19 protein-coding genes are annotated in these 20,561 nt (G+C 38.8%); 13 read left to right on the top strand and 6 right to left on the bottom strand.

Annotated features, from left to right (window positions below):
- The first annotated feature begins 86 nt into the window (after window positions 1-86).
- Together PLEUR7319_RS0110320 and PLEUR7319_RS0110315 are read left to right on the top strand one after the other, a co-directional pair.
- Window positions 87-2,135 (top strand): S9 family peptidase, encoded by a 2,049-nt coding sequence (locus tag PLEUR7319_RS0110320; protein WP_019505148.1) that lies wholly within the window; start codon window positions 87-89, stop codon window positions 2,133-2,135.
- Between the two features lie 77 nt (window positions 2,136-2,212).
- A complete protein-coding gene (locus PLEUR7319_RS0110315) occupies window positions 2,213-2,977 on the top strand; it encodes a hypothetical protein (RefSeq protein WP_036798831.1) in 765 nt (254 codons plus the stop codon).
- Between the two features lie 213 nt (window positions 2,978-3,190).
- Here the strand turns inward: PLEUR7319_RS0110315 and PLEUR7319_RS0110310 are convergent, their stop codons facing one another.
- The gene (locus tag PLEUR7319_RS0110310; RefSeq protein WP_019505146.1) at window positions 3,191-4,579 is read right to left on the bottom strand and encodes a DUF4335 domain-containing protein; all 1,389 of its coding nucleotides are present in this window, start codon (window positions 4,577-4,579) and stop codon (window positions 3,191-3,193) included.
- Window positions 4,580-4,626: 47 nt separating this feature from the next.
- The gene (locus PLEUR7319_RS0110305) at window positions 4,627-5,223 is read right to left on the bottom strand and encodes a DUF3038 domain-containing protein (RefSeq protein WP_019505145.1); all 597 of its coding nucleotides are present in this window, start codon (window positions 5,221-5,223) and stop codon (window positions 4,627-4,629) included.
- Between the two features lie 153 nt (window positions 5,224-5,376).
- Between PLEUR7319_RS0110305 and PLEUR7319_RS34830 the strand changes: the two genes are divergently transcribed.
- Window positions 5,377-5,685 carry a hypothetical protein gene (locus PLEUR7319_RS34830; protein ID WP_019505144.1) on the top strand — a complete coding sequence of 103 codons (309 nt, stop codon included), beginning with the start codon at window positions 5,377-5,379 and terminating at the stop codon, window positions 5,683-5,685.
- Window positions 5,686-5,859: 174 nt separating this feature from the next.
- Here the strand turns inward: PLEUR7319_RS34830 and PLEUR7319_RS0110295 are convergent, their stop codons facing one another.
- The 4 genes from PLEUR7319_RS0110295 to PLEUR7319_RS0110280 all read right to left on the bottom strand — a co-directional run bounded on the left by PLEUR7319_RS0110295 (window position 5,860) and on the right by PLEUR7319_RS0110280 (window position 10,566).
- Window positions 5,860-6,720 carry a hypothetical protein gene (locus tag PLEUR7319_RS0110295; protein WP_019505143.1) on the bottom strand — a complete coding sequence of 287 codons (861 nt, stop codon included), beginning with the start codon at window positions 6,718-6,720 and terminating at the stop codon, window positions 5,860-5,862.
- 30 nt (window positions 6,721-6,750) lie between these two features.
- Window positions 6,751-7,857 carry a hypothetical protein gene (locus PLEUR7319_RS0110290; RefSeq protein WP_019505142.1) on the bottom strand — a complete coding sequence of 369 codons (1,107 nt, stop codon included), beginning with the start codon at window positions 7,855-7,857 and terminating at the stop codon, window positions 6,751-6,753.
- A 237-nt stretch (window positions 7,858-8,094) separates the two neighbouring features.
- The gene (locus PLEUR7319_RS0110285; RefSeq protein ID WP_019505141.1) at window positions 8,095-9,189 is read right to left on the bottom strand and encodes a tocopherol cyclase family protein; all 1,095 of its coding nucleotides are present in this window, start codon (window positions 9,187-9,189) and stop codon (window positions 8,095-8,097) included.
- A 39-nt stretch (window positions 9,190-9,228) separates the two neighbouring features.
- Window positions 9,229-10,566, bottom strand: a complete 1,338-nt coding sequence (locus PLEUR7319_RS0110280; protein WP_019505140.1) for an efflux RND transporter periplasmic adaptor subunit — start codon at window positions 10,564-10,566, stop codon at window positions 9,229-9,231.
- A 198-nt stretch (window positions 10,567-10,764) separates the two neighbouring features.
- On the opposite strand from PLEUR7319_RS0110280, the gene PLEUR7319_RS0110275 reads away from it, so the two are divergent.
- The 10 genes from PLEUR7319_RS0110275 to PLEUR7319_RS0110230 all read left to right on the top strand — a co-directional run bounded on the left by PLEUR7319_RS0110275 (window position 10,765) and on the right by PLEUR7319_RS0110230 (window position 20,495).
- Window positions 10,765-11,319 (top strand): PadR family transcriptional regulator, encoded by a 555-nt coding sequence (locus PLEUR7319_RS0110275; protein WP_019505139.1) that lies wholly within the window; start codon window positions 10,765-10,767, stop codon window positions 11,317-11,319.
- 261 nt (window positions 11,320-11,580) lie between these two features.
- Complete coding sequence (locus PLEUR7319_RS0110270) at window positions 11,581-12,099, top strand: phycocyanin subunit beta (protein WP_019505138.1); 519 nt, start codon at window positions 11,581-11,583, stop codon at window positions 12,097-12,099.
- Window positions 12,100-12,185: 86 nt separating this feature from the next.
- Window positions 12,186-12,674, top strand: coding sequence for a phycocyanin subunit alpha (gene cpcA / locus PLEUR7319_RS0110265; RefSeq protein ID WP_019505137.1), 489 nt, complete (start codon window positions 12,186-12,188; stop codon window positions 12,672-12,674).
- Between the two features lie 123 nt (window positions 12,675-12,797).
- On the top strand, window positions 12,798-13,613 hold the full coding sequence (locus tag PLEUR7319_RS0110260; RefSeq protein WP_019505136.1) for a phycobilisome rod-core linker polypeptide: 816 nt from the start codon (window positions 12,798-12,800) through the stop codon (window positions 13,611-13,613).
- A gap of 141 nt (window positions 13,614-13,754) precedes the next feature.
- Window positions 13,755-14,615 (top strand): phycobilisome linker polypeptide, encoded by an 861-nt coding sequence (locus PLEUR7319_RS0110255; RefSeq protein ID WP_019505135.1) that lies wholly within the window; start codon window positions 13,755-13,757, stop codon window positions 14,613-14,615.
- Window positions 14,616-14,735: 120 nt separating this feature from the next.
- Window positions 14,736-15,029, top strand: a complete 294-nt coding sequence (locus tag PLEUR7319_RS34825) for a phycobilisome linker polypeptide (protein WP_019505134.1) — start codon at window positions 14,736-14,738, stop codon at window positions 15,027-15,029.
- A gap of 205 nt (window positions 15,030-15,234) precedes the next feature.
- The gene (locus PLEUR7319_RS0110245; protein WP_019505133.1) at window positions 15,235-15,972 is read left to right on the top strand and encodes a phycocyanobilin:ferredoxin oxidoreductase; all 738 of its coding nucleotides are present in this window, start codon (window positions 15,235-15,237) and stop codon (window positions 15,970-15,972) included.
- A 95-nt stretch (window positions 15,973-16,067) separates the two neighbouring features.
- Window positions 16,068-18,146 carry an ATP-binding protein gene (locus tag PLEUR7319_RS0110240; protein WP_019505132.1) on the top strand — a complete coding sequence of 693 codons (2,079 nt, stop codon included), beginning with the start codon at window positions 16,068-16,070 and terminating at the stop codon, window positions 18,144-18,146.
- Complete coding sequence (locus tag PLEUR7319_RS0110235; protein WP_019505131.1) at window positions 18,139-18,519, top strand: response regulator; 381 nt, start codon at window positions 18,139-18,141, stop codon at window positions 18,517-18,519. The genes PLEUR7319_RS0110240 and PLEUR7319_RS0110235 overlap by 8 nt, the downstream gene beginning before the upstream one ends.
- An 83-nt stretch (window positions 18,520-18,602) precedes the next feature.
- Window positions 18,603-20,495, top strand: a complete 1,893-nt coding sequence (locus PLEUR7319_RS0110230) for a response regulator (protein WP_019505130.1) — start codon at window positions 18,603-18,605, stop codon at window positions 20,493-20,495.
- Window positions 20,496-20,561: the final 66 nt, after the last annotated feature.

The following is a 20,561-nucleotide window of genomic DNA, read 5'->3' as shown; positions in this document are numbered from 1 at the left end:
TATGCCACCAAGGAAGGAAGAATCGCTGTAAATCTAATATTTAGCAAGCCAGATAAAAATTTAAAATATTTCAAATTTCTTTCAATATGACTCAAAAATCAAATCCTCCCATAGCAACCAAACACCCTCACGAATTGGTAACTCATGGGGATAAGAGAATTGATAACTACTATTGGTTGCGCCAACAAGATAATCCTGAAGTTATTGATTATTTGAAAGTCGAAAATGACTATACAGAAGAGAGAATGCAGCATACTGAAGAGTTGCAAAAATCTCTGTACGATGAAATCCTCTCTAGGATTAAAGAAACCGATCTTTCTGTTCCCTACCGTCTCAAAGATTACTATTACTACTTTCGTACCGAAGAAGGTCAAGCATATTCTATTTTCTGCCGTAAATATCAGAGTTTGGATGCAGAGGAAGAGATCTTATTAGATCAAAATGAATTGGCAGAAGGAAAAGAATTTTTTAGTTTGGGAGTGGCATCAGTTAGTCCGAATCAGCAAATTTTAGCTTATTCTACAGATACAACAGGTGCAGAGCAGTATACTCTGGTTTTCCTCGATTTATCTACACGAGCGCTTTACTCGGAGACGATTCCTAATACCTATTATTCTTTTGCTTGGGGTAATGATAACCTGACTGTTTTTTATACCAAGGTAGATGATGCTAATCGTCCTTATCAACTGTGGCGACATATTTTAGGTAGCGATCCTAGTAAAGATGTGTTGGTATACCAAGAAGATGACGAGGCTTATTACTTGGGTGTAGGGAAAACTCGTTCTCGGGCATATATTTTGCTCGAATTGGGCAGTAAAATCACTTCAGAATGTCATTATCTGGATGCCAATAATCCTAGGGGAGAGTTTAAACTATTCCAACCTCGTCAAACAGGAGTGGAATATTCTATCGAACATCACAGTGACCGCTTTTATATCGTGACTAACGAAGAGGCGGTTAATTTTCGATTAAGGTCAACACCAGTTGATTCGACCGATAAAACTAACTGGAAAACTGTTATTCCCCATCGAGAAAACGTGATGTTAGAGGGAATTGATGCGTTTGCCGATTATTTAGTGATTTATGAACGTAAAGGAGGATTACCCACAGCCAGAATCCAAACCTTAGCGACAGGAGAAATAACAGAACTAACTTTTCCCGAACCAACTTTTTCTTTTTCTGGGGGAAATAATCCCGAATTTGATACTACTAAGTTTCGGTTTGGTTATAGTTCTATGATTACTCCTTCTTCTGTCTTCGATTACGATTTGGAAACAGGGGAAAGAGAACTAAAAAAAGAAACCGAAGTATTAGGGGGATACGATCGCAGTTTATACGCCAGCGAAAGATTAATTGCCACTGCCTCAGATGGTACAGAAGTTCCTATTTCCTTAGTTTATAAAAAAGGCATAAACCAAGATAGTTCTAATCCTCTGTGGTTAACTGGTTATGGTTCTTACGGCTATCCTTATCCTGCTACCTTCTCTTCTGTGCGTCTTTCTCTGTTAGACCGAGGATTTATTTTTGCGATCGCTCATATTCGTGGTGGACAAGAAATGGGACGTAAGTGGTACGAGGAGGGCAAGTTTTTACATAAAAAAAATACCTTTACTGATTTTATTGCCTGTGCTGAACATTTAATTGCTGAAAAATGGACAAATAGCGATCGCCTGGTAATCTCTGGCGGTAGCGCAGGAGGTTTACTAATGGGCGCGGTAATTAATTTACGTCCAGACTTATTTAAAGCCGTTATCGCCGATGTTCCCTTTGTCGATGTATTAACCAGTATTTTGGACACATCTCTACCTTTAACAGTCTTGGAATGGGAAGAATGGGGTAATCCGAATCAACCAGAATATTATGATTACATCAAATCCTATTCTCCCTACGATAACGTTACCGCTAAAGACTATCCGGCACTATTAATTACCGCAGGTTTAAATGATTCACGGGTTAAATATTGGGAACCTGCTAAATGGACGGCTAAATTGAGAGAAATGAAAACCGATGATCATTTATTGTTACTTAAAACCAATATGAGCGCAGGACATGGCGGTGCATCGGGAAGGTACGAACATCTCCAAGAAATTGCTTTTGAATATGCTTTTGTTTTGGATCAATTAAATCTTAAATAGGAGAATTTCATGACTAGCAGTTATATTTTACCGAGGCTAAAATCGGGGTGAACCTAAATCGGTAGCATATAAACAATATGCGTAATTCTATGGAAGAAATACAAAGTGGCAAGATTGAATTACTAGATATTTTAGTAGATATTAGACTAACCAACGTAACCGAAATCAAGATTGTTCAAGAAGTAGTTGGCTTTATCAATGCCAAGTATCAAGAGCATCAAACAATTCTTCAACCTGCTACCGTGGCAGCTTGGATTTTAAATCGTCAAGAGATACCAAACCTTTATGCTACTTCTTCTAGAGGTTATAACAAGCAAAGACTTAAATTCCAGAATCAATATAGTGTCTTAGTTCGAGAAGAATTACTACCTCGGGCTGTAGACGAAATTTTGATGGAAAAATTGCCCCAAAATTTACATCAGGATTTGACCATGGCAATCAATTCCTCCACCAGCCAAGAACAATCAGATGGAGTAGATATTTTTGAGATTTTAGCTAATATTAATCTTGCTAATGTTACCGAGTTTCAAGTAATAGAAGAGGCTTTTAATTATATTTATATTAACTATCCAGGGGCAACTGGACGAATTAACTTATCTGATGTCTGTGCCTTAATTCTCAATCACAAATCTGTATCTTCTTTGTATGCGACCTCTGCCGAAGAATACAAACAACTTAAACAAACCTATGTATCCAAATATCAGCCAGAAGTTAAACAAATTATTCACCAGATGGTAGCCAAAGTACATTCAGAAGGCTCTGAGCATTCTCTTAGTCAAGATTCTCTAATCTCAGTTAACCATCATCGACGCAAAAAACTCACTAAATCTTGGAATACTTAAACCGCATTTAGTTTGAAACCTATAGTTTTTAATGTAACTGTTCGAGAAAGTAACAAGTAGCAGGTAGCAAGTAAAAAGTTGTTCTTAATCCTTCTAACTCAAACTTTATTTAACCAGCAAAACTCCAGTTTTCAATGTGGACGGGGTTTAACTCGATCTAGATTGCAGCGCTGAACCAATTAAACCTTAACTAATTATATCAAGTGTGCTGATTTATTCCTTGAAAGCTTGCACCTTTCCATCAGGACTTAATAACAAGCGAACTTGATATTTCTGTGACACGGAAGCAGGAGAGATAAATGGTTCTCCCTGCACAGGTATATTAGTTTTACTTAGATATAATTTGGCAGCTTGACCAAGAGGAACTACGCGATTAATTGAACCATCAGGATTTAACAATAGACGATACTCTAGACTTTGTTTAAGTTCTGCTGGCGGTTGCCATTTCTCCTCAAAATAAGTTTTAATTTCTTGTAATTGATTGGGTTGGGAGCGAGAATTACCCAAAGCAAGATCTGAAGTTTGTTGAGATAAGGCGGACTCTTCAGTTGTTATTACTGTCGAATTACTAGGCTGAGGTAATTCCTGAGCTAGATTAGGGTTGATTTCGGTTTTTAATTGTGGTGTGGTGTCAGCTCCATCTCGCTCTGCTATTCTGCTTGGAGAAAACTCTTTTTCAATCACTGTATCTTGGGAAATTTCTTTTTGGTCCGGCTTGGTTTCAGCAGGAACCTTAATTACTGACTCTATTTGTTGATTAGCAGGGTTTTTCTTCTCAGCTGGATTATTTAATCCCGACTGGCGGGCTATTTCAGATAAAGAATAGTCAGCTGGATCGGGTATATCCGGTTTCGGTTTGGGCGTATCTACTGCCGGTGGTGGTGGTAGTCTAGTAGTAGATGACAAGGATTCATTCAATTTGGGTTGAGGAACTGGTTTTCTCGCTGTTTTGGGTAATTGAGGCGGAACAACATCATTTAACTGAGGAGTATCTTCTGGGGGTTCAGGTTTTGATGATGAGGCTACATTCTCCGGCGACGGGGATCTGAGTACAACAGTAGTAATACCTACAGCTGCAATCGTCACAGCTGCAACACTACTCCAAAGAGGAATTACTTTTTTGGCTCGAGCCGGTTTTAATTCTGGTAAAGCAGCAATCTGAGTTTTGTATGCTTCTAAAGCAGTGACTAAATCAAATAATTGGACTGTACTGAGTTGAATTTTATTAGCATTACTATCATGGGTTAATTTCCCCAAGAATAGTTCATGCTTACTTAATCCGTGGGATTGTAAATAAGGCTGATTTTTAGGAAATTTATTGTTAGCTGTAGAATCTATAATTAATTCTGTTTCTAATTTAAAAGAAGAATGTAAAAAGTTTTGGATATAAAAATCAACTGCCGTTTGAAGTTGTTCTATATCTTGGCGATCGCCTTTAATAGTTACCTGATTAGAAGTTGGTACCCTCGGATCGTCAAACTTTAGTTGAAAGCGAAAGTTTTTCAGTAAATCTTGATTTGTCCAATGGGAGAGAGGTGATTTTTTTCCTTGAATTTCTAAAGTACAGGTAGGTGGAGTAAAACGATGAATTGTACTGACCATTGATAATGAAATTTATCTTGAATTTACAGTTAGTGATTAAATAATTTTTAGGGAGATATTTGAGCCGCATCAAAGATAGCAATCCAAAGTAGACGATGACCATTTTGACCGCTATAAAAGAGTAGATCAATTAATAGTTTCCAGGCTAGTTGAGATATCAAAGTAGAAGAAAAATCTGGAGAATTGGTAATTCTTTCTTGATAGTAATTAATAAATTGATCGAGATAGTTACCTAATAAAGCAGTTTGATGGGGTGGTTTATTTTGTTCTGTTGCTTGTTCTAGTAAACTAACAGCACGACGGAGTAATTCTTGATGTTGATTGGCTAAAAAACAAATAATTAATACTAGCGATCGCGCCTCTTCCACATCCAGTTTTTTTCTACCACCCGAACTTTTACGTTGGGGGTTAGAAGCTCTTAACCGCCATAGGGTTATGCGATCTCCTACTACCGATTCTAAATTTAAATCTTTGGCAGCCTGCAAAATAGCTTCCGAACTGATATTGGCGATCGCTTCTAAAGCTAATAACACGAGATCCAGATGAGATTTAATGTTCTCTAATTGACCATCATTATTGAGCTTTGGCGATCTTAAATCTTGCCATCTAGAAGAATCGGACGTAGTGTTGGCGGTGGGTGGCATCATAACCAGGACCAGAATTGGTACTATAGTAATTTATTGTAGTTTACGAAAACTTGATTAATTTCCTGGAAATTTACTGATAAATACTGTTTACTTCTATAGATTTTAAGCATCATAATTAATCATAAATAAAGCTTGATATTTAAATCTAAAATGACTTTTTATTTATCTGGTGCCGGCGCATATTGTGTGTTTTTACTATGTAGAATGTTCAGCGATCAAGAATGCTCTAAAACAGATCGCGCTTCTTGGATGGTAATTGCGATCGCATCAGTATTTTGGGTAATTGTTATTCCTCTATCTATTATAGAATTACAGTCAAAGACAAAAGTAAAAGCTCAACTCGATTCTCTTGCCAAACCGATGAATTTTGGTCCAGAAGCCAGGCAGATCAAAACTGTTCAACAGATAGAAGAAGTCACAGAAAATATTACCCCGCAGTTAAACCCCAGCAATTTTTAAAACTCAAATATAGCGGTTCTCAAATAAGTGAGGTACAAATATAAACTTAGTCAAAAACCTGAAAACCCCTATTCCCTATTTCCTATTCTCTGACTCCACCAAGGTGTATCTCATTAATACGAGAACCGCTATAGCAAGGAGAGGACAGGTAGTTGGCAAACTTGACAAGTGATTTTACCTAACAGTTTCCGCTTTTCCAAGTGGCGAGAAACGAATTTCAATTCTTCTACGACTAGCATTTGGTTGACGATTGACCGTCGCAAATTCTCCCGAGGGAAGTTCTAATTGTGCTGCTGAATAGGCACGAAATCTTACTCCTTGTAGTCTTTCGGTTTGTTCTTGCACTGTCTGTAGCTGTTTAACTACTTCTAAAGCTCGCATTAAGCCAAGATCGGCATTTGAGCCAGGTTTAAGAGTATCCACAGGCTGTTTGCCCTGCGCCACATCTTCTAGCTGTCGATCTAAATTACCATTGCCAAAGTTAACTTGACCATCGGTATGTCCGATGATTTCAACTACGTAAAGGTTTCTCTGTTGGCTAATTCGTTCAATGCGATCAACTAAATCTTCGGTAATATAACTTTTTAACTCTCGGGGTAAGCTCGCACTACCAGAGTCAAACTGATATTCTCCTGAGTCTTGAATTACCACTACTGGAGGAGCTGACTTTAAACGTTTTATTTCTGACTGTAGAATATCTATACGACTGCGACTTCTTTCATTACTACTTAGTAAAATCCTTTGTAAATCGGCGGAAGTCTTTTTCAGCCTCCGTACATTAGAGGTACTTTCTCCTAGTTCATTTTCTAAGGTAGCTAATTCTCTTTGGAGTAACCTTACCTGTCTTTCGGTATCGCTGAGATTTTGCTCGGTTTCTTCAGCAGCATATTTAAGGAACAATGATTTGAATAAGGCTAGCAATAAGAATAAGCTAATAATCATAAAAGCATTAGCCATTAAATCTGTAAAGGATGGCCATACATTTAAGTTTTCTATAGCCTCATAGCTGCCTAAGTTCCGCTTTTTTTTACCCATGAGTTTTACCTGGTTCAAAAATAGATGGATTTAGAATTGAATTTTTTGAATTTTATCGACCAGTCTAGTTAGCTCCTCGTGAATTTCTCTAATTCCTGATTGTTCAATGATATTTTTCTCTTGATTTAGGTTGACTAAATGAGCGTAATGTTGATTTAAATTATTTACTTGTTGATTTAATTCCAAAAACTTTTTAGTTAGTTTTTGCATGGAATCCAAGTTATGTTCAAAAGCCTGAGTTGATTTCTGTAATACTAGGGAGGATTGGGAAAATTGATTTTGGGCGATCGCTAAATTATTAGTAGCCGCAGCAAGTTTTTCGGGGAAACGACTATGCTCAAAAACACGAGCAGAATGTTCAAAAGTATCAGCACTTTTTTCAATTCTGGCAAAGGCTTTCGACATAGATTGTTCAATTGTGTTTCCTAGCTGAAGCAACATTTGGTCGAAGTTATGACCAAACTGAACAATTGCCCCTTCTAGGGAGCTAACGGGCTGGATTTTGGGTAAATAAATATTATCAATATAGTCTTCAATCGAGCTAAGTAAACTGGCTTTAACAATCTTGGTATTCCAAAGTAAGTTGAGAACTGTTAGCAAAGAACTACAGGCGATCGCAATCAAGCTAGTAGTAAAAGCGATTCCCATTCCCTGAAGAGGTCGATCCAACTCTTCTACTAAATTTCTCACATCACTAATATCAACCTGGGTAATAGTTTGGCTTAGATTCGCCAAGTTAAAGGTTATACCCAAAAAAGTCCCTAAAAGACCAAAAGAAAGTAATAAGTTAGGTAAGATGCGACTCAAGTTATCAACAAACTCACATCCCAAAGACATCCCTAAAAAATTTATTTTTTCCCGATTATATTCTCCCTCAATTATGGCGACGGTATTTAATTGATCTAAATGGTTAGTGCGCTCTACAAATCGCTGTTCTAAATTGGTAATAATTTTAGGATTAGATTCTAAACTTCCTCCTATCAGTAATCTTCTAGCTTGCCCTGCCAAATATTTTAGATGTCGATATAGAGAATAACGTAAGAAAATGGCAGCTACAGTGGGCAAAATAACCAGAAAAATTGTCAAAATAATGAGGTAGCCAGGGAGTAAACGCAAAATACTCAGTATTTGTTCCATAGTCTTTAACTATATTAAGTGTTGATATTTGTATTCTAGGAAGAAAGGGATTTGTTGCGATCACAACCATTTCTCTCATCAAGGCTACTAAAGAGTCGGGAAACTCGCATAAAATACTCAAAAATCAAGTTCATTCAATTAAAGCATTAGCGGTTCAATTATCAATGGACTATTAATAATTGATAATTAATTAGGTTTAAGACCTTTTCTTTTAAAGAAAGGCAATTGAGCAGGTAATTATTCACTGTTCAACCAAGCTTCATCCCAAGGTGCCCCTCCAACTTCTAAGCCAGCCAGGTTACTAGTGGCTTTGACAATTAATTCACCACTACGATAACGTAATTCTAAATTGAGCTTTCCTTTGGTTGTATCGCGACAGTTGAAAACTAGTCCTTGAGCCGTAGGAGTTCGCACATAAGTACCAGGTAAATCTGTTTTTCCTGTGAGAGTTACCCAAAACTGAGAAGATACTGCTTGCATCTGCCATTGCCCCCAAGACTCTATATTCCAGCTAACTTCGGAGTTCCAGGGTGCGAATTCATAAAATTTCCCTTGATGATGAATTCCGACTAATCCTACTTCTTCTTGCCACCATAATACTTGCCTGATTCCTCCACCAGCAGTTAAAGCTAAATCTGATTGTTCAATAAAGCTATTACAATTCATCCAAAACCACTTTTGCGGGAAAGAGCTACCCCAATTTTTCTCACTATAGGCAGGGGCATCAGTAAATCGATAAAGTGTTCCCTTCCATTCGATCCACCCTGTTGCTAAACCATGTGCCAAAGTAATTTGCCATCCTGGTTCAAATATCGGCAAATATGAAAGCCAACCTGCTGTTGATTGCTGGAGTTGTTGTGAGTTTCCCCAACCGTAAACTGGTTTAATCTGATATTCCCATCGACAATACTCATTTCTTACAGGATCGTAAATGCTTCCCTGATTTAAATTATTTGTGGTCTGATATCCTTCTGTAATGCAATTACTAAATTCAGCGGGAGCTAAAAGTTGTGGTTTAATCTTTAAATTATTTTTCCCCCAATGTCCCAAACTTAAATTATCTTTAGCAGCAAAAAATTTTTGTACATCAGGAAAGATGCGACAGAGATATGTTTCATCAATACCTAAAATCTGAACTGCACCGCCACTCTGAGGCTGATTCCCAAGAGGATCGGTAATCGAATACATAAAAGCGAAGGTTTGATTAATCTTTGGTAAAGTTAGACGAAAATACCAACCTTCAAAATAACGGGGATTGATTTGATTCCAATGATAACCACTGTGAGGGGTTTGAAGATTTTGCTGTAAATTAAAATAATCAGAGAAAATCATGTAGCAACTAATAAGCTAGTACATTTTATTAAACCTCGATTAATTATTAATTAAACGTACTAATTGACCAGGAACAAAACGATGAGTCCCATTTACCACAATAGAATCCCCTGGCTGTAAAGTCCCCCTAACTAGAACTCGATCTTCCTGGGTTTCTAAAAGCTCTACGTATCTACGTTCAATTTTAGTCTGATTGTTATCAGTTTTAACTACTGCCAAACAAGACCATAAACCCTTATCTGCTTTAACTAAAGCATTAATCGGCAACCAGTAACCATCGGTAGAAGAGGTTTGACTGACTGCTAAACGAGTAATTTGTCCAGGTGCGACTTGATTGCTAGCTGAGGGTGCTAATTTTAAAATTACACTGCGGGTTCTCGTAGCGGGATCGACTTCAGGCAAAATTGCATTCACGATCGCACTGAAGTTTGTGCCAGCAATTTTTACCTGCTGTTCACTACCAAGCTCCATCTTACTAACCATCGCTAGGGGTAATCCAACTTTAACTTCAGGCTGGATATCTTCTACCAAGCGCAAAATAGACTGTCCAGTTTCTACTACTGTTCCTTCATCTAAATTACGAGCAGCTACTATACCTTCAAACGGAGCCTTAAGACTACTTTTGGTGATCGAAATATCCAAGTTTTCGATCTGGGCAGTTAAACCATCAACAGCAGCCTGTTGAGCTTTAATCTGTTCTACTCTAGTACCATTTCTTAACTCACTTAAATTACTTTTCGCATTAGCTAAACGTTCATTTAAAGCTTTGCTATTAAAACTTATCTCCTCTAATTGTTCGCGGGCGATCGCACCTTCACGAAATAAATATTCTCGACGAGAGCTTTTGAGTTTTTCTAACTCTAATTGCTGTTCCAAATCTCGCACCGATGCCTGGGCAGCCGCAATTTGCTCACTTCGCGTACCGTTTTCTAGTTCAGCTAACACTGCCTGTGCTTGTGCTTTTTGAGCTAATAGAGATTTTTTTTCTGCTTCCAGGTTAGCTGTATCTAGTTTAGCTAAAGGCATTCCCTCTGTAATGCGATCGCCCTCATCTACCAATACCTCAATTAACTTTCCCCCTCGTTCAAAACCAACTTCACTGCTACGAGAAGCTTGAACTTCTCCAGTAAAAGTTTGAGAAGTTTGATAAGACTGGACTGCTTCAATCTTTATCGTTTCCACCGGCAGAATATTTCCTTGAGTTTTTTTAACTACGGGTTGCGCTAAGGTGGGTTGTGGCGATTGATTTCTTTGTCCGAGCAAATAACCTAATCCCAAAACAATACTTATAATTAACAATAATTGCCATTGAAATAACTGTATCTGCTTAGCTGACTTAGAAAACGTTTTTGGCTGATGCAATTCCCCTTTTTTCATATCAATTAACCATTCGCTAAATATTTAGTCAACATAAATTAGCTATAGGATATACAATTTGTTTATATACAAATTATTGAGTATGATATTAATATATATACAATTTGTTGAATATGTCAAACTGCTTGAGGGTAAGGCAACAATAATAGGCAGTAATTACAGTAATTAACAGTAAAAAACGCTCATAAATGATTTAATATGGCTCTATCACACACTATTTTGGCGACTTTGGGGGATAAAGCACTGAGCGGTTATGATTTGTGGAAAGAATTTGCTGAGTGTACCACTCACTATTGGAAAGCTAGTCAGCAGCAAGTATATCGAGAATTAAGCAAATTAGAGACCCAGGCCGCGATCGCCGTCGAAGTCGTGCCTCAAGATGGTCGACCTGACAAAAAGCTCTATAGTATTACTCCTGAGGGAAAGGAGATGCTGATCCAGTGGATTGCTGAAGCTTCTGAACCGACGGCAATAAGAGAAGAAGTATTAGTTAAAGTCCTGGCGGCGAATTTAGTGGAGCCGGAAGTAATTATTGCCGAATTAAAACGTCGTCAGCAGATACACAGTCAAAATCTTGCTGCTTGTAAAGAAATGGAACAAGAATTTTTAGCTCGTGAGTCAGAATTATCCCTTAAGGAAAAATGTAAGTATCTAACTCTGCGACGAGGCATTCGTTACGAAGCAGAGTGGGTCGGGTGGTGCGAAGAGGCGATCGCTTTTTTCCAAGAGCAAAATTCCCAATCAAGCAATTAGCTTAAATTAGAATAGTTAATAGCTGCTTTTAACATTTAGCAATATAAAGCAACAAATATTAGTTTTATCTAGATGCAATTGCACAAAGATTGCACAAAAGCTTTGGTTGAATAAGCTTAGTCCAAAGGTCACTGAATCTCCTAACTTAGGAATTTTTCTCAAAGCTATTAAGCGACTACCAGCCAATAGCTTCTACGGAAGTTAGGAATCAGTTTTCTTAACAATTTATTTTGTGCAAATTAATATCTAGGAGAAATATTGATGTTTGATGCATTTACACGGGTAATTTCCCAGGCTGATGCGAGAGGAGACTATCTTAACAGCAGTCAATTTGATGCTCTCAAAAACATGGTTGCCGAAAGCAACAAGCGAATGGATGTTGTGAATCGCATCACTGGTAATTCTTCAGCGATTGTTGCTAATGCTGCTCGTGTTCTGTTTGCCGAACAACCCCAATTAATTGCACCAGGCGGTAATGCTTACACTAATCGCCGCATGGCTGCTTGTTTGAGAGATATGGAAATCATCTTACGCTATGTTACTTACGCCACATTTGCTGGTGATGGAAGTGTTCTAGAAGATCGCTGTTTAAACGGTTTGCGGGAAACCTATGTTGCTCTAGGAGTTCCGGGTCCTTCAGTATCTGAAGCTGTCAGCAAGATGAAAGCCGCTGCTATTGAAATCGCTAATGACCGTAATGGTGTAACTCAAGGAGATTGTAGTTCCTTAATGTCGGAATTATCTAGCTACTTTGATCGCGCTGCTGCTGCTGTAGGTTAGTTGACGCTGAACTAACTCTAACCCAGATAACCTAATCAACTTTTAGTTAAACATAGTAAAAATTTACTGCAAGAGGTATTTTATCCATGAAAACTCCTATCACTGAAGCAATCTCTGCTGCTGACTCTCAAGGTCGCTTTCTAAGCAGCAGCGAAATTCAAACTGCATTTGGTCGTTTTCGGCAGGCAACTGCTAGTTTAGAAGCTGCTCAAGCACTAACCAGTAAAGCAGATAGTTTAGTTGATGGTGCAGCTCAAGCTGTTTATACTAAGTTCCCTTATACTACTCAAATGCAGGGACCAAATTACGCTTCCACTCCTGAAGGTAAAGCTAAGTGTGCTCGCGACATTGGCTATTACTTACGAATGATCACCTATTGTTTAGTCGCTGGTGGCACCGGTCCCATGGATGACTACTTGATTGCTGGAGTTGCTGAGATTAACGCTACTTTTGAGTTGTCTCCTAGCTGGTATATAGAAGCCCTCAAGCATATCAAAGCCAATCACGGTTTAAGTGGCGATCCTGCTGTAGAAGCCAATTCCTATATTGAGTACGCGATTAACGCTCTCAGCTAGAGTTTTTCTCGTAGCTCGGAATCGCAGATGACTATTGAGCTTGTCTTTAGGTTTAATGGTTAGCTGTAATTTCGAGCAGTTTTTTTAGCAAAAACAATTAGCAAATATTTAGGAGTATAACCTGTGGCAATTACAGCAGCATCTCGCTTGGGAATTTCTGCCTTTGACAATACTAATATAGTGGAACTGCGTCCTAACTGGAGTAAAGAAGATGCCCAAATAGCGATCGCAGCAGTATATCGACAAGTTTTGGGCAACGACCATTTAATGAAATCGGAACGCCTGACCAGTGCGGAATCATTATTGGGGGATGGTTCTATTCCAGTTCGTGAATTCGTCAGAGCAGTTGCTAAGTCAGAATTATATAAAGCAAAATTCTTTTATAACAACTATCATCCCCGTACCATCGAGCTAAACTTCAAGCATCTATTAGGTCGCGCTCCCTACGACGAAGCAGAGATCATCGAACATCTCGATCTCTATCAAAATCAGGGTTTTGAAGCAGATATTGATTCTTATCTCGATTCTGACGAATATGTACAGAATTTTGGCGAAAATATAGTTCCTTACTATCGAGGGTTTTCTACTCAACGGGGTCAGAAAACTGTCGGTTTTACGAGAATGTTCCAGCTTTATCAAGGTTACGCTAATAGCGATCGCGCTCAGGGAAATACAGGTAGTCCTCGCTTAACTTATGATTTGGCTCGAAATATAGCAACCCCTGTTAACAGCCCCGGTGGTAGAGGTTCTCTATCTGGAACCACCACTACTGAGAGGGGTAATCTATATCGACTGCGGGTAACTAAAGGTGCAATTGGACGCGCTCCCCAAATACGTCGTAGCTTACAAGAGTACGTTGTACCCTACGAAAGACTTTCTGCAACCTTACAAAAAATAAATAAACAAGGTGGTCGAGTTATTAGTTTGACCAATGCTTAACAACGTGAGTTCGGAGTTCGGAGTTCGGAGTTTGGAGTTTGGAGTTTGGAGTACTCGCTAACGTTTAACAAATAGTTCACGTTTAGCAAAAAGCTATTGGTTTTTAAATAACTATCAAACATATATTCAGGAGAATAGTAAGTGGCAATTACAACAGCAGCATCTCGTTTGGGAGTTTCTGCTTTTAGCGATCGCAAACCGCTAGAATTACGTCCCAATTGGACTCAAGACGATGCTAAAGCCGTAATTAACGCCGTTTATCGGCAAGTTTTGGGCAACGATTATATTATGCAGTCTGAGCGTCTGACGGCGACAGAATCTTTACTATGTAATGGTTCAATTAGCGTTCGCGACTTTGTGAGAACGGTAGCGAAGTCAGAACTATATAAAAATAAATTTCTCTATGACAATTTTCAAACTAGAGTCATCGAATTAAATCTCAAGCATTTGCTGGGTCGCGCTCCCTATGATGAATCGGAAGTAATTTATCATCTTGACCTCTATCAAAACCAGGGTTTTGAGGCAGATATTGACGATTACATCGATTCGGCAGAATACGAAGCCAACTTTGGTGACAACATCGTTCCCTACTTTAGGGGCTTTGAAACGCAAACCCAGCAAAAAACTGTTGGCTTTACCCGTATGTTCCAATTATATCGGGGTTATGCCAATAGCGATCGCTCTCAAATAGCTGGCAAACCCTCCCGTCTGGCGAAAGAGCTGGCAGCTAATAATGCTTCAGCAGTAGTTGCTCCCTCTGGTGGCACAGAAGGTTGGGCTTATCGGGATTCTAGTAGAGGGGTTACTCCCGAACGCACCTTTAGAAACTCTAATAAAGAGGGTCGTATCTATCGCGTGGAAATAGCGGGGATGAGTTTGGCTGGCTATCCCAAAGTACGTCGAGCTAGTCGTGCTTTACTAGTTCCCTACGAACAGTTGACACCAACCCTCCAAAGAATCAACAAAATGGGTGGAAAAGTGGCAAGTGTAACTTTGGCGTGAACAGTAGTATAGGGGACTGGGAGAGAATGACAAATTTAACTTCTAATATTTAACTTTTGACTTATTTCCCATTTCCCAATCTCTAATCCCTAATTATTGAAAAAGATAGGTAAAAAAATCATGTTAGGTAATTTTTTGATTGGCGACAGGAATGGTTCTCCAACTAAAAATAGAGTCTTTGTTTACGAAGTAACAGGATTAAAACAAAGCGAAACGAATGATAGCAATAGTTATCCCTTCCGCAATAGTAGCAGTGTATTTCTCTCTGTGCCTTATAACCGTATGAACGAAGAGATGCAACGTATTGGCAAAATGGGTGGGACAATTGTTAATATTCAATCTCTAAATGATTTCCAAAACCCCTCGGAAACAGAAAACACTAACAATAATAACAGTAATGATTCAGAGGGTTGATTGTTAATTTGCTCATTTATTAACCTTAGAAGTTTAAGGATGGGGAAAAAAATCAAACTTGTTAATTAATTACGCTTGGTGTGAATTAGCTTTGTTCATATTAACTCTTCTGGCTATTAGCTATTAGCTATTAGCTATCAGCCTTTTCTTAGACGTTAATTATTAATTACTATTCCTCATCCCACAAAATTCATTCCTTAAAAATATGGTTGCAACTATTAGATCTTCTCTTAGAGAGCGTCAACATTTGCTGATTCGTCAATTAGCCAATTGTATTCAAAGAAACTGGGAAAAGTATTTGAATTTATCCCCCTACAATATTCCTGAAGGCTTGGGTTATGTAGAGGGAAATCTTGAAGGAGAGAAATTAATTATTGAAAATCACTGTTATCAAACGACTCAGTTTCGCAAGTTACATTTGGAGCTAGCACAAGTAGGCGATCGCTTGGATATTCTTCACTGTGTGATGTTTCCCCGTTCTAACTATGATTTACCAATCTTCGGGGTGGATCTGGTGGGGAGTAAAGCGGGAATTGGAGCCGCAATAGTTGATTTATCTCCTGTGCAGAGTAATCATAATCTTCCCCCTGCTTATGAGCGAGTTTTGGCTAATTTACCTCAAATAGAATTTGCTCAACCTCGTGAATTACCTGAATGGGGTCATATTTTCTCGGAGTTTTGTTTATTTGTGCGTCCCATCAATCGTGCTGAAGAAATATTATTTCTTGATCGGGTAGAGAAATTTTTAACTTTGCATTGTCAAATTGCTATTGCTAAATCTTTGGTATCTTCAAAATTCAAGCAAGCTCAAATTCGCGCTGGGCAACGTTACTACTGTTCCCAGCAACTACGAAATGATAAGACTCGACGGGTATTAGAGAAGTCTTTGGGTAGAACTTGGACTGACCGCTATATGAGCCAAATGCTCTTTGATTGTCACTAAATCTACTGGCATAGAATTAATTTTAGTAACGCATTAAATTAACAAACATTAAATTCGAGTTAAGCTTGGTTAATAAAAGTATCTCTAAATTAATTATGGAGGGAGTTAACGAATTTCCCAGTAAGCAATTATTCCTCCAAGCTGTGTTTGAACATTCCTCTGAAGCGATCGCAATTATCGATGAAGGAGATCGCCTAGTTGAAGCCAATCCCGCTGCTTGTAAGTTATTTGGTGCAGCTAGAAAAAAATTGCTGGGTAATCTAATTGCTGACTGGTTTGATTTTCCCCTCAATGAATCAATAGCAGAAGTTCAATGGCAACAAACTGACGGCAGCATTAAGACAATTGAATATAGCCGAGTACGCGATTTATTGCCCAATTATCATTTACTGGTTTTAAGGGATATTAGCCAATTACAAAGGGCGACAGCAGCAGAATTAGACCGAGAACATCAACGGATTGAGTTATTTGCTGAAGTAACCCTCAAAATAAGACAGTCATTACAATTAGAAGAAATTTTACGAACTGCCGTAACAGAAGTTCAAAGTATTTTACAAGCCGACCGGGTATTGATCTATCAAGTGTTTGCCAACGGTACGGGAATGCCGATTAAAGAAGCCGTACTGCCAGACTACGCTCCAATTCTGGGTGTTGAGTTCCCCGAAGAAGTTTTTCCTGAAGATTATCGCGACTTATACACCAAGGGTAGAGTTAGAGCGATCGCCAATGTACATGACCAAAATGCTGGCTTAGCTGAATGTTTGATCGAGTTTATGGATGAATGGATGGTCAAAGCTAAGCTAGTAGTACCAATCCTGCAAAATTTTAAATCTTCAATTGACATCCAGGAAGATCGACTGTGGGGATTATTGATTGCTCATCAATGCCAAGCACCTCGAAAGTGGACAGAATTTGAGTTGGAACTAATGCAGCAATTAGCTGACCAAATTGGCATTGCTTTATCCCAAGCCGAATTACTAGAAAATTTAGAGGGTTTAGTTGCCGAGCGCACAGCCAAACTAAGACAAGAAATTAGCGATCGCCAAGAAGCAGAAGCCGCCTTACGGCGAAGTGAAGAACAACTGAGGTTAATTGCTGATGGACTGCCAGTTTTGATTGCTTATGTAGATAAAAAGCAGCGTTATCGTTTTAATAACGAAGCTTATCAAACTTGGTTGGGATTATCTCCAGCAGAGATTTATAAATGCCATCTCCAACAGGTGCATGGCGAAGCAGAATATCGAGAAATCCAGCAATATTTGGAAATGGCACTATCAGGAAAAACAGTTAGTTACGAAAGAGAGCTAACTCTTCTCGATGGATGCGTTCATTCTCTAAGTATTACTTACATCCCCCACCTAGATGAAACAAATTCTGAGAGAGTTTTAGGATTTTTTGCCTTGACCAGCGATATTAGCGATCGCAAGGCAATTGAAAGAATGAAAGATGAGTTTATTGCGGTAGTCAGTCACGAATTACGCACTCCTCTAACTTCAATTCATAGTTCCCTCAAAATTTTAGCAACTGGCAAACTAGGTAATCTCTCGACCAAAGGACAAAGAATGTTGCAGATTGCTGACGAACAAACCGAACGGCTAGTCAGACTGGTTAATAATGTCCTCGATCTACAACATATCCAATCGGGCAAAGTCAAAATGAATAACAAAGCCCATAAAGTGACAGAGTTAATGATTGAAGCAGTTCAAACTATGCAGGCTATGGCACAAGAACAGCAAGTTAAACTTTTCGTCGAACCCGTTCCTCTGTTTGTCTGGGCTGACCATGACTATATCCTACAAACCCTGACTAATTTAATCAGTAATGCGATTAAATTTTCGCCGCCACAAAGTATGGTTTGGCTCTCCGCTACTAGAGAAAATCAAAAACGCAATCGCAGACGACATAAACGTCCCCCCAAGGTTACTTTTGCCGTTAAAGATTGTGGTCAGGGAATTCCTGCCGATCGCTTAGAAACAATTTTTGAACGGTTTCACCAAGTTGATTCTTCTGATTCACGGAAAAAAGGAGGTACCGGTTTAGGATTAGCTATTTGCCGTCAAATTGTTGAAGGACACGGAGGACATATCTGGGCTGAGAGTTGCTTGGGCAAAGGAAGCACTTTTTATTTTACTCTCCCCGAACTTATACAGTCAGAGGAAAATCGGGATGAATAATAAACGAATTTTACTAATTGACGATGAGGAAACAATTCAAGAAGTGGTGCAAGCAGGAATTGAAATTGAAGCTGGTTGGCAGGTAGAGATCGCTTCATCTGGTTTGGAGGGGATTAACTTGGCTCAAACTCAAAAACCCGATGCTATTCTCCTGGATGTGATGATGCCTGATATGGATGGTATTTCTACTTTGTCTAATTTAAAAGCTGACGCTCAAACCTGTTCTATTCCCGTAATTTTTTTAACTGCTAAAACCCAAGTTGCCGAAAAAGACCAATTACAAAGTTTAGGGGTAGTGGATGTAATAACTAAGCCTTTTAATTCGATGACCCTCGCCAGTCAAATAGCCAAAATACTGCAATGGGAAATGTAAGCTTGCTAATAGCTAATTGTTAATAGCTAATAGCTAATAGCTAATGGCTAATGGCTAATTGTCCAATTTGATCGCGATTAGGAATGAGAATCTTATTAGTTGATGATGACGAAACTTTAGTGGATCTACTCACCAAAACTCTGGCAGAACGGAGTTATGCGATCGATGTGGCTACAGACGGGGAACAGGGTTGGATTTATGGTTCTACCTATACTTATGACCTAATTATTCTTGATTGGTCATTACCCAAACTCGACGGTATCAAGTTGTGTCAGCGGCTTCGTTCTCATGGTTGCAATACCCCAATTATTTTGCTCACTTCTCGTCACGGCAGCCAAAATAAAATTAGGGGATTAGATGCTGGTGCAGATGATTATATCTGCAAGCCTTTTGATGTGGAAGAATTAGCTGCTCGGATTCGAGCATTACTACGCCGTTTGAACTGTGACTTTCTTCCCATATTAAGTTGGGGAGATTTACAACTCGATCCTTGTAGTTGCCAGGTTACTTGTCGGGGCAAATCACTTTCTCTAGCAGCTAAAGAATACAGGCTATTAGAATTATTTTTGCGTCATAGTCAAGAAGTTGTGAGTATCGAAGATATTATTGAAAGTCTCTGGTCATCAATGGAATATCCTTCGGGCGCAACGGTTCGCTCCCATATTAGGCGTTTGCGTCAAAAACTAAAATTAGCTGGTTTACCTGAAGATATGATTGTCACAGTAAGAGGACAGGGATATTGTCTCAAGTCTTCACCTCAAAATAACGATCATAAAAGAGATTCAGTTAGCTCTGATAGAGTTTTCCCTAAGAGCATTTCTGCTAATAGAGCATCAATTATTGATCGGCAAAAAGCTAATAAACACTCGCAACATCTGGCAGCTTTAACTAATATCTGGGAAAAACATCAACCAAAGCGACAACAGCAATTAGCAATTATAGACAAAGCTATTCTATCCTTACAAGGTGGAAATTTAGAACTAAGCGATCGCTTGTCAGCAATTGTTGCCAGTCACGGTTTAGCGGGGAATCTGGGACAATTTGGTCTCTATCAAGGCTCTCAAGTAGCTCGTGAGCTAGAACACCTTTTACAAAATAACCCTAGTCAAGAACAATGGTCAGAATTATCAACTAAATTAACTGTTTTAAGACAAGAAATAGCTACAGATCGAGATATTTCTGAGTACATAAGCCAAAAAATCTCCGCCAATTCTCCTTTACTGTTAATTGTGGGTAATGAGCCTCAATTAAGCCACGAAGCAGCAACTCAAGGCATTCGTACCAAGATTTTACCCACCCCAGACTTAGTCAAAATTTGGCTAGAAAAACAACAAGGTAGTTCGGCAAAACTCCCCCAGGCAGTTTTGTTGACTATATCGTTTGCTGAGTCTGAGCATTCTTCATTACATAAATATCTCACATTAATAGCTGAATTTAAGTTGTTTGTCCCATCAATACCAGTGATCGTTATTGCCGATCGCGATCGCTTTGAAGATCGTTTGCAAGTAGCAAGACATGGTGGCAGTTTTTTCTTAACGCAATCAATTAATCCCAAACAAATAATTACCATTTGCCAACAAGCGATACAGCGTTCTTCACTGGGCAAAAAAATTATGATTGTTGACGACGATGTTGAACTCTTACAATTATTACCTTCTTTACTTCAGCCTTGGGCATTTAAACTAACCACTCTAGACGATCCACGACAATTTTGGGATGTATTACAGACTGTAACTCCAGATCTATTGGTATTAGACATTGAAATGCCCCATCTAAGTGGGATCGAATTGTGTAAAGTGCTGCGGACTCATCCTTACTGGTGTAAGTTACCAGTTTTATTCCTAAGTGTTCATCGAGATGCGGCTATTTCCACTGAAGCTTTTGCTAGTGGTGCCAATGACTTTATCAGTAAACCATTTGTCCCTCAACAACTTGCGCATCGTATTCTCAATCGTTTAGAGCGAAGAAGTAATTAAAAATTTAAACCCAGTACGATGTACATAGCGATTGCGCTCTGCCCTAAAGGACTAGCTCCGCGTCGC

This window comes from Pleurocapsa sp. PCC 7319 (assembly GCF_000332195.1).
Classification (GTDB): Bacteria; Cyanobacteriota; Cyanobacteriia; order Cyanobacteriales; family Xenococcaceae; genus Waterburya.
Note: the sequence above shows the minus strand (reverse complement) of the source record. Positions and strands in the feature narration are given on the sequence as shown.

Coding starts and splice junctions, on each gene's coding strand:
- PLEUR7319_RS0110320 (WP_019505148.1), top strand. CDS start 87: ATGACTCAAAAATCAAATCCTCCCATAGCAACCAAACACCCTCACGAA.
- PLEUR7319_RS0110315 (WP_036798831.1), top strand. CDS start 2,213: ATGCGTAATTCTATGGAAGAAATACAAAGTGGCAAGATTGAATTACTA.
- PLEUR7319_RS0110310 (WP_019505146.1), bottom strand. CDS start 4,579: ATGGTCAGTACAATTCATCGTTTTACTCCACCTACCTGTACTTTAGAA.
- PLEUR7319_RS0110305 (WP_019505145.1), bottom strand. CDS start 5,223: ATGCCACCCACCGCCAACACTACGTCCGATTCTTCTAGATGGCAAGAT.
- PLEUR7319_RS34830 (WP_019505144.1), top strand. CDS start 5,377: ATGACTTTTTATTTATCTGGTGCCGGCGCATATTGTGTGTTTTTACTA.
- PLEUR7319_RS0110295 (WP_019505143.1), bottom strand. CDS start 6,720: ATGGGTAAAAAAAAGCGGAACTTAGGCAGCTATGAGGCTATAGAAAAC.
- PLEUR7319_RS0110290 (WP_019505142.1), bottom strand. CDS start 7,857: ATGGAACAAATACTGAGTATTTTGCGTTTACTCCCTGGCTACCTCATT.
- PLEUR7319_RS0110285 (WP_019505141.1), bottom strand. CDS start 9,189: ATGATTTTCTCTGATTATTTTAATTTACAGCAAAATCTTCAAACCCCT.
- PLEUR7319_RS0110280 (WP_019505140.1), bottom strand. CDS start 10,566: ATGAAAAAAGGGGAATTGCATCAGCCAAAAACGTTTTCTAAGTCAGCT.
- PLEUR7319_RS0110275 (WP_019505139.1), top strand. CDS start 10,765: ATGGCTCTATCACACACTATTTTGGCGACTTTGGGGGATAAAGCACTG.
- PLEUR7319_RS0110270 (WP_019505138.1), top strand. CDS start 11,581: ATGTTTGATGCATTTACACGGGTAATTTCCCAGGCTGATGCGAGAGGA.
- cpcA (WP_019505137.1), top strand. CDS start 12,186: ATGAAAACTCCTATCACTGAAGCAATCTCTGCTGCTGACTCTCAAGGT.
- PLEUR7319_RS34825 (WP_019505134.1), top strand. CDS start 14,736: ATGTTAGGTAATTTTTTGATTGGCGACAGGAATGGTTCTCCAACTAAA.
- PLEUR7319_RS0110245 (WP_019505133.1), top strand. CDS start 15,235: ATGGTTGCAACTATTAGATCTTCTCTTAGAGAGCGTCAACATTTGCTG.
- PLEUR7319_RS0110240 (WP_019505132.1), top strand. CDS start 16,068: ATGGAGGGAGTTAACGAATTTCCCAGTAAGCAATTATTCCTCCAAGCT.
- PLEUR7319_RS0110235 (WP_019505131.1), top strand. CDS start 18,139: ATGAATAATAAACGAATTTTACTAATTGACGATGAGGAAACAATTCAA.
- PLEUR7319_RS0110230 (WP_019505130.1), top strand. CDS start 18,603: ATGAGAATCTTATTAGTTGATGATGACGAAACTTTAGTGGATCTACTC.